Origin of the sequence: Streptomyces sp. NPDC050263, from assembly GCF_040655955.1 — a bacterium.
In the GTDB taxonomy this organism is placed as follows: domain Bacteria; phylum Actinomycetota; class Actinomycetes; order Streptomycetales; family Streptomycetaceae; genus Streptomyces.
In genome coordinates this window covers 148575-161088 of the sequence record NZ_JBFAKW010000001.1, presented here as the reverse complement: position 1 = coordinate 161088, position 12514 = coordinate 148575, and the positions used below count along the sequence as shown (strand labels likewise).

Genomic DNA, 12514 nt, shown 5'->3' with positions numbered 1-12514 from the left:
GATCAGGCTCAGGCGGACAGGTTGGCGCGGCCCTTGCTGCGGCGGTTCGCGAGAATCGCGCGACCGGCACGGGTGCGCATCCGCAGGCGGAAGCCGTGGGTCTTGGCGCGACGGCGGTTGTTCGGCTGGAAGGTGCGCTTGCTCACTCGGGGGCTCCAGAAATCAATCGGTGGCGGCGGGGTGCCGTCCTGGCTGTCACCGTGCGCCCACGAGGTAGCTCGCGGTGAACGCCCGAGTGCACCGCTTCCCGATCACCTGAAGCGATCTGTGCCCATCGGAGGCAGGCGGCAGCAGCCATCGACAACTCGACCTGGTTACGGTACGCGCGGCTACGCCATCCGGTCAAACCGGCAGTCACAGGGAGACACTATCCACAGCCTGGGGACAACAACTTGAACCGCACCCGCCGCCCTGACTACCTTGGCTGGACTCCGAATCGTTCCTTTGTCCCTGCCCCGCCCCATATGAATCCCGACCGTCCCGCAACCACACGTTCGTGGGACCCGCGAGAGAGCGTGCCCTGTGGCTGACGTACCTGCCGATCTTGCCGCAGTGTGGCCACGAGTACTGGAGCAGCTCCTCGGCGAGGGCCGGGGCCAGGGCGTCGAGGTGAAGGACGAGCACTGGATCCGGCGCTGCCAGCCGCTCGCGCTGGTCGCCGACACCGCCCTGCTCTCGGTACCGAACGAATTTGCGAAAGGCGTGCTGGAGGGCCGCCTCGCCCCGATCGTCAGCGAGACGCTGAGCCGTGAGTGCGGCCGCCCGATCCGCATCGCCATCACCGTCGACGACTCCGTCGGCGACCCCCAGGCCCCGTCGGCCCCCCCTGCCCAACAGCAGCCGCGCTACGAGGAGCCCGAGCTCCCGGCCGGCTCCTATGACGGGCAGGACGGCCGGAAGGACGGCCGCTACGACTCCGGATACGACAACTCGTACGACAGCCAGTACGAGGGCTACGGCCGGCACCGCGCCGACCCGATGCCCCCGACGCCCGGCGACCAGCTCCCCGGCTCGCGCCCGGACCAACTGCCCACCGCACGGCCCGCGTATCCGTCGGAGTACCAGCGCCCCGAGCCCGGCGCCTGGCCGCGGCCCCAGCAGGACGAGTACAGCTGGCAGCAGCAGCGGCTGGGTTTCCCGGAGCGCGACCCTTACGCGTCGCCCTCCTCCCAGGACCCGTACGGCTCCTCGTCGCAGGACTCCTACGGTCCGCCGTCGCAGGACTACCGCCCCCAGTCGATGGAGCGGCCGCCGTACGACCCGTCGCCGTACGAGCAGAAGCGGTCGGAGTACGAGCAGTCGCGGTCCGACTACGACCAGCGCGACGCCGGCCGCCGGGAGCGGCCCGAGCCGCCGGCCGGTCCCGGTCATCCGCACCGCGGCGGCCCCGGTCAGCACGGACCCGGTCAGCACGGCCCGGGCACCCCCGGACCGTCGGCCGCGCAGTCCTCGCCGAAGGCCGGCCCCGGTGAGCCGACGGCGCGCCTGAACCCGAAGTACCTCTTCGACACGTTCGTCATCGGCGCCTCCAACCGGTTCGCGCACGCGGCCGCCGTCGCCGTCGCCGAGGCGCCCGCGAAGGCCTACAACCCCCTCTTCATCTACGGGGAATCGGGCCTCGGCAAGACGCACCTGCTGCACGCCATCGGGCACTACGCGCGGAGCCTCTACCCGGGCACGCGCGTGCGGTACGTGAGCTCGGAGGAGTTCACCAACGAGTTCATCAACTCCATCCGCGACGGCAAGGGCGACAGCTTCCGCAAGCGGTACCGGGAGATGGACATCCTGCTCGTCGACGACATCCAGTTCCTCGCGGACAAGGAGTCGACGCAGGAGGAGTTCTTCCACACCTTCAACACGCTCCACAACGCCAACAAGCAGATCGTGCTGTCCAGCGACCGGCCGCCGAAGCAGCTGGTCACGCTGGAGGACCGACTGCGGAACCGTTTCGAGTGGGGCCTGATCACGGACGTCCAGCCGCCCGAGTTGGAGACGCGGATCGCGATCCTCCGCAAGAAGGCGGTGCAGGAACAGCTCAACGCCCCGCCGGAGGTACTGGAGTTCATCGCGTCCCGCATCTCGCGCAACATCCGCGAGCTGGAGGGCGCGCTGATCCGGGTGACGGCGTTCGCGTCGCTCAACCGGCAGCCGGTGGACCTGGGCCTGACGGAGATCGTCCTCAAGGACCTGATCCCCGGCGGCGACGACTCCACGCCTGAGATCACCTCGACCGCCATCATGAGCGCGACCGCCGACTACTTCGGCCTCACGATCGAGGACCTGTGCGGCAGCTCGCGCGGCCGCCAGCTCGTCACGGCCCGCCAGATCGCCATGTACCTGTGCCGCGAGCTGACGGACCTGTCACTGCCGAAGATCGGCGCGCTGTTCGGCGGCCGCGACCACACGACGGTCATGCACGCCGACCGCAAGATCCGCAATCTCATGGCCGAGCGGCGCTCCATCTACAACCAGGTGACCGAGCTGACCAACCGCATCAAGAACGGCTGACGGCACCGAAGACCGCGGCACAGACGCCGCTGAGGGCGCCCCCGGAGGACATCCGGGGGCGCTTTTCGTCGTCTGAAGGCCTTCCCGAGGCCCTCCGCACCGGCCGGCGGCGACGGGCAACGGTCGTTCGCCGCTCATCCGCTGTTCGAATACCGGCCGGGTTACGGCCACTCTCCACAGATTCGGCGACTTTTTCCCGTCCACACCCTGGGGACCGGGAAGTTGTCCAGACTGTGTCCACAGGCTCGCCCTGTGCGAGACCATCGAGCCAGGTCAAGTGGTTGTGGATTCGTGGAAAAAGTTTGTCCACAGCCTGTGGACAAAAAAATGATCCACAGGCTGTGCACGAAGTTGTCCACCGGCAACCCACAGGCTGCGGCCGGTTGTCCCCAGCGATCTCCGGCTTCTCCACATGTCTGTCCACTGTTCGGCAACACGACGCGCCTCGTCACCGGGCCGAGTGAAAGGCGTCACACGAAGCCGCCGGGTTGCCCTGTGGGAAACGTGGGTAAACCTGGGGACGCCGCTGGGGAGAACTCGCCCCCGCCTGTGCATGGAGTGTGCAGAACTTTCTGTTCTCCACAGAAGCACCCGGTTGTCCACCGCCTCCACCCACAGGGCCAGTGGATAAAATATCGCCTCTGAGCTGCGAAAACGGGGTTATCCACGGTTTCCACAGGCCCTACTACTACTAACAACTAGAGAGAGCTGGGAATCCGTTTCGAAGCGGGGCCTGTGCACAACTCGCTCCTCGGTGCCCGGCTGCCCCTCGTCACGACTTGACCCCGAGGGGCACCAGCTGTCAGTGCGGTGCGTCAGACTGGTCCCCGGTGGTTCTGCCCCGCCTCGGGGCCGACCACACCGAGACAGACGACGAAGGCCAGGCAGGGCGAGAAGCGCCGGCAACAGCAGGAGGCGGCAAGAGTGAAGATCCGGGTGGAACGCGACGTACTCGCGGAGGCCGTGGCCTGGGCGGCGCGTAGCCTCCCGGCCCGTCCGCCGGCGCCGGTCCTCGCCGGCCTGCTGCTGAAGGCGGAGGACGGCCAGCTGAGCCTGTCCAGCTTCGACTACGAGGTCTCCGCGCGGGTCTCCGTGGAGACCGAGGTCGAGGAGGAGGGCACCGTCCTCGTCTCCGGCCGCCTGCTCGCGGACATCTGCCGCGCCCTGCCCAACCGTCCGGTGGAGATCTCCACAGACGGTGTACGGGCCACGGTGGTCTGCGGCTCCTCGCGCTTCACTCTCCACACCCTGCCGGTGGAGGAGTACCCGTCGCTGCCGCAGATGCCGAACGCCACGGGCACCGTCCCCGGCGAGGTCTTCGCCTCCGCGGCCGCCCAGGTCGCCATCGCCGCCGGTCGTGACGACACGCTGCCGGTGCTCACCGGTGTGCGCATCGAGATCGAGGGCGACACGGTCACGCTGGCCTCCACCGACCGCTACCGCTTCGCGGTCCGCGAGTTCCTGTGGAAGCCGGAGAACCCCGAGGCGTCCGCGGTCGCCCTGGTGCCCGCCAAGACGCTCCTGGACACCGCCAAGGCGCTCACGAGCGGCGACAGCGTCATCCTGGCGCTCTCCGGCTCGGGCTCCGGCGAGGGCCTGATCGGTTTCGAGGGCGCCGGCCGTCGTACGACGACCCGCCTCCTGGAGGGCGACCTCCCGAAGTACCGCACGCTGTTCCCGACCGAGTTCAACTCCGTCGCCGTGATCGAGACCGCCCCCTTCGTGGAGGCCGTCAAGCGCGTGGCGCTGGTCGCCGAGCGCAACACCCCGGTGCGGCTCAGCTTCGAGCAGGGCGTGCTCATCCTCGAGGCCGGTTCCAGCGACGACGCACAGGCTGTGGAGCGGGTCGACGCCCAGCTCGAGGGCGACGACATCTCGATCGCCTTCAACCCGACCTTCCTGCTGGACGGCCTGAGCGCGATCGACTCCCCGGTCGCACAGCTGTCCTTCACGACGTCCACGAAGCCCGCGCTGCTCAGCGGCAAGCCGGCTCTGGACGCGGAGGCGGACGAGGCCTACAAGTACCTGATCATGCCGGTGCGCCTGAGCGGCTGAGTCGCGGGTGTTGTCCACAGGTCGTGGAGAAAGCGTCCCCGGCCTGTGGGTAAGCCGCAGGTGGGAGCGTTCGTTTGAGCGCGTATGCCCACAGGTGTGCGTGACCGTCCGGGTTTAGGCTCGTACATGGGTACGAAGGTGCCCCACACGCCACACAGCGACCTAAGGAACAACTGATGGAGCTCGGTCTCGTCGGCCTCGGCAAGATGGGCGGCAACATGCGCGAGCGGATCCGCCGCGCAGGCCACACCGTCGTCGGATACGACCGCAACCCGGACCTCGCCGATGTCCACAGCCTCCAAGAGCTTGTGGGCAAGCTCGAGGGCCCGCGCGTGGTCTGGGTGATGGTTCCGGCCGGCGCCGCGACCCAGTCCACCGTCGACGAGCTCGGCGAGCTCCTGGAGCCGGGTGACGTGGTCGTGGACGGCGGCAACTCCCGCTGGACGGACGACGAGAAGCACGCCGAGGAGCTGGCCGCCAAGGGCATAGGCTTCGTCGACTGCGGCGTCTCCGGCGGCGTCTGGGGCCTGGAGAACGGCTATGCGCTGATGTACGGCGGCGCCGCGGAGAACGTGGCCAAGGTGCAGCCGGTCTTCGACGCCCTCAAGCCCGAGGGCGACTTCGGCGCGGTCCACGCCGGCAAGGTCGGCGCCGGGCACTTCGCGAAGATGGTCCACAACGGCATCGAGTACGCGATGATGCAGGCCTACGCCGAGGGCTGGGAGCTCCTGGAGAAGGTCGACTCCGTCACGGACGTGCGCGAGGTCTTCCGCTCCTGGCAGGAGGGCACGGTCATCCGGTCCTGGCTGCTGGACCTCGCGGTCAACGCGCTCGACGAGGACGAGCACCTCGACAAGCTGCGCGGCTTCGCACAGGACTCCGGCGAGGGCCGCTGGACCGTGGAGGCCGCGATCGACAACGCCGTGCCGCTGCCCGCGATCACGGCCTCGCTGTTCGCGCGGTTCGCCTCCCGACAGGAGGACTCGCCGCAGATGAAGATGATCGCGGCGCTGCGCAACCAGTTCGGCGGCCACGCCGTCGAGACGAAGTAGTCCACGACCAAGTGATCCACAGGGTCGCACCGCGATCCACAACCCTGGGGGAGGTCGGCGAACGACCATGCACGTCACGCATCTGTCGCTGGCCGACTTCCGCTCGTACGCCCGGGTCGAAGTTCCGCTCGACCCGGGCGTCACCGCCTTCGTGGGCCCCAACGGGCAGGGCAAGACGAACCTCGTCGAGGCCGTCGGCTATCTCGCCACGCTCGGCAGTCACCGGGTCGCCTCGGACGCGCCCCTGGTCCGCATGGGCGCCGACCGCGCGATCATCCGGGCGCAGGTCAGGCAGGGCGAGCGGCAGCAGCTGATCGAGCTGGAGCTGAACCCCGGGAAGGCCAACCGCGCCCGTATCAACAGGTCCTCGCAGGTCAGGCCCCGTGATGTGCTCGGCATCGTGCGGACCGTGCTGTTCGCGCCCGAGGACCTCGCCCTGGTGAAGGGCGACCCGGGCGAGCGCCGCCGCTTCCTGGACGAGCTGATCACCGCCCGCTCCCCGCGCATGGCGGGCGTGCGCTCCGACTACGAGCGGGTCCTCAAGCAGCGCAACACCCTCCTGAAGACGGCCGCGCTGGCCCGCAGGCACGGCGGCCGCAGGGGGGCACCTCCCGCGCGAGCGGATTCGAGCGTGGGGACGGACCTCTCCACGCTCGACGTCTGGGATCAGCACCTCGCGCGCGTGGGCGCCGAACTGCTCGCCCAGCGGCTCGACCTGGTCGCCGCGATCCAGCCGCTCGCCGACAAGGCGTACGAACAACTGGCGCCCGGTGGCGGTCCGGTGGCCCTGGAGTACAAGTCGTCGGCCCCCGGTGAGGCACACACGCGTGAGGAGCTCTACGGGCAGCTGATGGCCGCGCTCGCGGACGTCCGCAAGCAGGAGATCGAGCGCGGCGTCACGCTGGTGGGCCCCCACCGGGACGATGTGATCCTCAAGCTCGGCCCGATGCCGGCCAAGGGGTACGCCTCGCACGGCGAGTCCTGGTCGTACGCGCTGGCGCTGCGGCTGGCCTCCTACGACCTGCTGCGGGCCGAGGGCAACGAGCCGGTGCTGGTCCTGGACGACGTCTTCGCCGAGCTGGACGCCCGTCGGCGGGAGCGGCTGGCCGAGCTGGTCGCGCCCGGCGAGCAGGTGCTGGTGACGGCCGCGGTCGACGACGACGTGCCGGACGTCCTCGCGGGGGCGCGGTACACCGTGTCCGGGGGGACGGTGGAGCGCGTATGAGCGCCGACGAGCCCGCCCCGGAGCGGAACCCCGAGCGCGGCCCCGAGCCGTCCGGCGTCGACCTCGCGCGCGTGGCGCTCAGGGCGGCACGCGAGCAGGCACGCGCGCGCGGGGACGCGGTGCAGCAGAAGAAGCAGGCCCGGCGCGGGGGCGGCCTGCGCTCCGGAGCGCGCGCCGACGGCCGCGACCCGATGGCGCTGGGCGCCGCCATCAACCGGCTGCTCACCGAGCGCGGGTGGGAGGCGCCGGCGGCGGTGGGCGGGGTGATGGGCCGGTGGCCGCAGATCGTCGGCGAGGACCTGGCCAAGCACTGCCTGCCGGAGAAGTACGACGAGGACGAGCGGACGCTGATCGTGCGCTGCGACTCCACGGCCTGGGCGACGAACCTGCGGCTGCTCGCCCCGGCTCTGGTGGCGCGCCTGAACGAGGATCTGGGGCACGGCACGGTGCGACTGATCAAGGTGCTGGGTCCCGGTGGTCCCGTGCGCCGCTACGGCCCCTTGAGGGCCCCTGGGAGCACCGGTCCCGGCGACACCTATGGGTGACGTATGTCACGTATTCGAAGGCCGGGACGGTTCTGTCGTGACCGCCCGGCCTTCGTCGCGTGTGCCCGCGTGCGGGTGCGAATCGCGACCTGACTCCCAAGTAGCCAAGGGTTGACACCCGGAAGCGCTGAGTGCCTCCGTGAGCCTCTTGGAGCCCCCATCCATATATCGGGACTCGAAAGAGACCGGTTGAGGGCGGCACATGCGGACTCAGGTACCGGCAAACCCCCATCACTGTCAGTGCTACCGGTAGACTGGAAGCCAATCCCGCCCCGAACGTGGGGACCGCCCGGGAAAAGCTGAGCAACGCTGATCAAGGCTTACCAACGCAACATGCCGCAGCCGCTCCGGCAACCCGCCGACGAGCCTGGCTAGTGCTGTGCCAGAAAGGGCGCTTCGTGGCCGATTCCGGCAACCCCAACGAGAACATCCCGTCCACCGACGCCGGCGCGAACGACGAGGTCATCGCCTCGAGCAACTCGAGCATCTCGAGCATCTCGAGCAGCGAGGTCACCGCCTCGTACGACGCCAGCGCCATTACCGTCCTCGAGGGCCTGGACGCCGTCCGCAAGCGACCCGGTATGTACATCGGTTCGACCGGTGAGCGAGGGCTGCACCACCTCGTGTACGAGGTCGTCGACAACTCGGTCGACGAGGCGCTGGCCGGTCACGCGGACACCATCGACGTGACGATCCTGGCCGACGGCGGTGTGCGCGTCATCGACAACGGCCGGGGCATCCCGGTGGGCATCGTCCCCTCCGAGGGCAAGCCGGCCCTCGAGGTCGTGCTCACGGTGCTGCACGCGGGCGGCAAGTTCGGCGGCGGCGGTTACGCGGTCTCCGGCGGTCTGCACGGCGTCGGCGTCTCGGTCGTGAACGCCCTGTCGAGCAAGGTCGCGGTCGAGGTCAGGACCGACGGCCACCGCTGGACGCAGGACTACAAGATGGGCGTCCCCACGGCCCCGCTGGTCAAGCACGAGGCCACGGACGAGACCGGCACGTCGGTCACCTTCTGGGCGGACGGCGACATCTTCGAGACCACGGAGTACTCCTTCGAGACGCTCTCGCGGCGCTTCCAGGAGATGGCGTTCCTCAACAAGGGCTTGACGATCAAGCTCACCGACGAGCGCGAGTCGGCGAAGGCCACCGCCGGGGCGGACGAGGCGGGTGCGGACGAGAAGGACGAGGTCAAGACCGTCACGTACCACTACGAGGGCGGCATCGTCGACTTCGTGAAGTACCTCAACTCCCGCAAGGGCGACGTGGTGCACCCGACGGTGATCGACCTCGAGGCGGAGGACAAGGACAAGGCCCTCTCCCTCGAAGTCGCGATGCAGTGGAACAGCGGCTACAGCGAGGGCGTGTACTCCTTCGCCAACATCATCCACACGCATGAGGGCGGTACGCACGAAGAGGGCTTCCGCGCGGCGCTGACGAACCTGGTCAACAAGTACGCGCGCGACAAGAAGCTGCTGCGCGAGAAGGACGACAACCTCACGGGCGACGACATCCGCGAGGGTCTGACCGCGATCATCTCCGTCAAGCTGAGCGAGCCCCAGTTCGAGGGCCAGACGAAGACCAAGCTGGGCAACACGGAGGCGAAGACCTTCGTCCAGAAGGCCGTCTACGAGCACCTCAACGACTGGCTGGACCGCAACCCGGTCGAGGCGGCGGACATCGTCCGCAAGGGCATCCAGGCGGCCACCGCGCGCGTGGCGGCCCGCAAGGCGCGCGACCTGACACGTCGTAAGGGCCTGCTGGAGTCGGCGTCCCTGCCGGGCAAGCTCTCCGACTGCCAGTCGAACGACCCCATCAAGTGCGAGATCTTCATCGTCGAGGGTGACTCCGCCGGCGGTTCGGCCAAGTCCGGCCGCAACCCGCAGTACCAGGCGATCCTCCCGATCCGGGGCAAGATCCTCAACGTCGAGAAGGCGCGGATCGACAAGATCCTGCAGAACCAGGAGATCCAGGCGCTGATCTCCGCCTTCGGCACCGGTGTGCACGAGGACTTCGACATCTCCCGGCTCCGCTATCACAAGATCATCCTGATGGCGGACGCCGACGTCGACGGCCAGCACATCAACACCCTGCTGCTGACCTTCCTGTTCCGCTTCATGCGGCCGCTGGTCGAGGCCGGGCACGTGTTCCTGTCCCGCCCGCCGCTCTACAAGATCAAGTGGGGCCGGGAGGACATCGAGTACGCGTACTCCGACCGCGAGCGCGACGCGCTGCTCGAGATGGGCCGCCAGCGCGGCAAGCGGGTGCGCGAGGACTCGATCCAGCGCTTCAAGGGCCTCGGCGAGATGAACGCCGAGGAACTGCGCATCACCACCATGGACCAGGAGCACCGCGTCCTCGGCCAGGTCACCCTGGACGACGCAGCCCAGGCCGACGACCTGTTCTCGGTTTTGATGGGCGAGGACGTCGAGGCGCGTCGCGCCTTCATCCAGCGCAACGCCAAGGACGTCCGCTTCCTCGACATCTGAGTCGGTCTCAGCTGACCGCACCAGGAAGGATCCCCACCAGCAATGACCGACGAGAACACTCCCGTCACGCCTGAAGAGGGCGGCGACGTCGTGATGCGCATCGAGCCCGTCGGGCTCGAGACGGAGATGCAGCGTTCGTACCTCGACTACGCGATGTCCGTCATCGTCTCGCGTGCGCTGCCGGACGTCCGGGACGGCCTCAAGCCCGTCCACCGTCGCGTCCTGTACGCCATGTACGACGGCGGCTACCGGCCCGAGAAGGGCTTCTACAAGTGCGCCCGCGTCGTCGGCGACGTCATGGGCAACTACCACCCGCACGGCGACTCCTCGATCTACGACGCGCTGGTCCGCCTCGCGCAACCGTGGTCGATGCGGATGCCGCTGGTGGACTCCAACGGCAACTTCGGATCTCCCGGCAACGACCCGGCGGCCGCCATGCGGTACACCGAGTGCAAGATGATGCCGCTGTCCATGGAGATGGTCCGTGACATCGACGAGGAGACCGTCGACTTCACGGACAACTACGACGGCCGCTCCCAGGAGCCGACCGTCCTGCCGGCCCGCTTCCCCAACCTGCTGATCAACGGCTCGGCCGGCATCGCGGTCGGCATGGCGACGAACATCCCCTCGCACAACCTGCGCGAGGTCGCGTCCGGCGCCCAGTGGTACCTGGAGCACCCGGAGGCCTCGCACGAGGAGCTGCTGGACGCGCTCATCGAGCGCATCAAGGGCCCCGACTTCCCGACCGGCGCCCTGGTGGTGGGCCGCAAGGGCATCGAGGAGGCCTACCGCACGGGCCGCGGTTCGATCACCATGCGGGCAGTCGTAGAGGTCGAGGAGATCCAGAACCGCCAGTGCCTGGTGGTCACGGAGTTGCCCTACCAGGTCAACCCCGACAACCTCGCGCAGAAGATCGCCGACCTGGTGAAGGACGGCAAGATCGGCGGCATCGCGGACGTCCGTGACGAGACGTCGTCGCGCACCGGCCAGCGTCTCGTCATCGTCCTCAAGAGGGACGCGGTCGCCAAGGTCGTCCTGAACAACCTCTACAAGCACACGGACCTGCAGACGAACTTCGGCGCCAACATGCTGGCGCTCGTCGACGGCGTCCCACGCACGCTGTCCCTGGACGCGTTCATCCGCCACTGGGTGACGCACCAGATCGAGGTCATCGTCCGGCGCACGAAGTTCCGGCTGCGCAAGGCGGAGGAGCGCGCGCACATCCTGCGTGGCCTCCTGAAGGCCCTGGACGCCATCGACGAGGTCATCGCGCTGATCCGGCGCAGCGACACCGTCGAGATCGCGCGCACGGGCCTGATGGGCCTCCTGGAGATCGACGAGATCCAGGCGAACGCGATCCTCGAGATGCAGCTGCGCCGACTGGCCGCCCTGGAGCGTCAGAAGATCATCCAGGAGCACGACGAGCTCCAGGCGAAGATCACCGAGTACAACGCGATCCTCTCGTCCCCGGTCCGCCAGCGCGGCATCGTGAGCGAGGAACTGGCCGCGATCGTCGAGAAGTACGGCGACGACCGCAAGACCATGCTGGTGCCCTACGACGGTGACATGTCCATCGAGGACCTGATCGCCGAGGAGGACATCGTCGTCACCGTCACGCGCGGCGGCTACGTCAAGCGCACGAAGGCGGACGACTACCGAGCCCAGAAGCGCGGCGGCAAGGGTGTGCGCGGCGCGAAGTTGAAGGAAGACGACATCGTCGACCACTTCTTCGTCTCCACCACGCATCACTGGCTGCTGTTCTTCACCAACAAGGGCCGCGTGTACCGGGCGAAGGCCTACGAGCTGCCCGACGCCGGTCGGGACGCGCGCGGTCAGCACGTCGCGAACCTGCTGGCCTTCCAGCCGGACGAGGCGATCGCCGAGATCCTCGCGATCCGCGACTACGAGGCGGCGCCGTATCTGATCCTGGCCACCAAGGGCGGTCTGGTGAAGAAGACGCCTCTGAAGGATTACGATTCGCCGCGTTCCGGTGGTGTCATCGCGATCAATCTCCGTGAGACGGAGGACGGTTCCGACGACGAACTGATCGGAGCCGAACTCGTCTCGGCCGACGATGATCTGCTTCTGATCAGCAAGAAGGCGCAGTCGATCAGGTTCACCGCCACGGACGAAAGCCTGCGGCCCATGGGCCGTGCCACCTCGGGTGTCAAGGGCATGAGCTTCCGTGAGGGAGACCAGCTGCTCTCGATGAATGTTGTTCGACCCGGTACGTTCGTGTTCACTGCCACAGACGGCGGGTACGCGAAGCGGACCGCCGTCGACGAGTACCGCGTCCAGGGTCGCGGCGGCCTGGGTATCAAGGCCGCCAAGATCGTCGAGGACCGCGGTTCTCTCGTCGGCGCGCTGGTGGTCGAGGAGACCGACGAGATCCTCGCCATCTCGCTGTCCGGCGGTGTGATTCGTACGCGAGTCAACGAGGTCAGGGAGACGGGCCGTGACACCATGGGCGTCCAACTGATCAACCTGGGCAAGCGCGATGCCGTCGTCGGCATCGCACGTAACGCCGAGGCGGGGCGTGAGGCGGAGGAGGTCGACGGCGAGGACGCCGTGGACGAGACCGCCGAGCAGGCCACGACCACCGGCACGGACGAGGGTGAGTCGCCCTCGGCTGAGTAGCACCGA

At 68.4% G+C, this 12514-nt stretch carries 8 protein-coding genes; 7 read left to right on the top strand and 1 reads right to left on the bottom strand.

The genetic code is table 11. The features are described 5' to 3' along the window. Window positions 1-8: 8 nt before the first annotated feature. Entirely contained in the window at window positions 9-146 is a 138-nt protein-coding gene (gene rpmH / locus AB0J04_RS00750; protein WP_018846094.1) for a 50S ribosomal protein L34, read from the bottom strand. A 376-nt stretch (window positions 147-522) separates the two neighbouring features. Here rpmH and dnaA point away from each other — a divergent pair, with 376 nt between their 5' ends. The 7 genes from dnaA to gyrA all read left to right on the top strand — a co-directional run bounded on the left by dnaA (window position 523) and on the right by gyrA (window position 12508). Beyond that, window positions 523-2508 carry a chromosomal replication initiator protein DnaA gene (gene dnaA / locus AB0J04_RS00745; protein ID WP_363166181.1) on the top strand — a complete coding sequence of 662 codons (1986 nt, stop codon included), beginning with the start codon at window positions 523-525 and terminating at the stop codon, window positions 2506-2508. Between the two features lie 924 nt (window positions 2509-3432). Next, window positions 3433-4563, top strand: a complete 1131-nt coding sequence (gene dnaN / locus AB0J04_RS00740; protein WP_351907572.1) for a DNA polymerase III subunit beta — start codon at window positions 3433-3435, stop codon at window positions 4561-4563. Window positions 4564-4739: 176 nt separating this feature from the next. Continuing rightward, a complete protein-coding gene (gene gnd, locus AB0J04_RS00735) occupies window positions 4740-5615 on the top strand; it encodes a phosphogluconate dehydrogenase (NAD(+)-dependent, decarboxylating) (RefSeq protein ID WP_363166179.1) in 876 nt (291 codons plus the stop codon). 67 nt (window positions 5616-5682) lie between these two features. Beyond that, entirely contained in the window at window positions 5683-6840 is a 1158-nt protein-coding gene (gene recF / locus AB0J04_RS00730; protein WP_363166178.1) for a DNA replication/repair protein RecF, read from the top strand. Beyond that, window positions 6837-7385, top strand: coding sequence for a DciA family protein (locus tag AB0J04_RS00725; RefSeq protein ID WP_363166177.1), 549 nt, complete (start codon window positions 6837-6839; stop codon window positions 7383-7385). Before recF ends, AB0J04_RS00725 begins: the two co-directional genes overlap by 4 nt. A 374-nt stretch (window positions 7386-7759) precedes the next feature. Continuing rightward, window positions 7760-9871 carry a DNA topoisomerase (ATP-hydrolyzing) subunit B gene (gene gyrB, locus AB0J04_RS00720; RefSeq protein WP_363166176.1) on the top strand — a complete coding sequence of 704 codons (2112 nt, stop codon included), beginning with the start codon at window positions 7760-7762 and terminating at the stop codon, window positions 9869-9871. A 42-nt stretch (window positions 9872-9913) separates the two neighbouring features. After that, window positions 9914-12508 (top strand): DNA gyrase subunit A, encoded by a 2595-nt coding sequence (gene gyrA, locus AB0J04_RS00715; RefSeq protein WP_363166175.1) that lies wholly within the window; start codon window positions 9914-9916, stop codon window positions 12506-12508. Window positions 12509-12514: the final 6 nt, after the last annotated feature.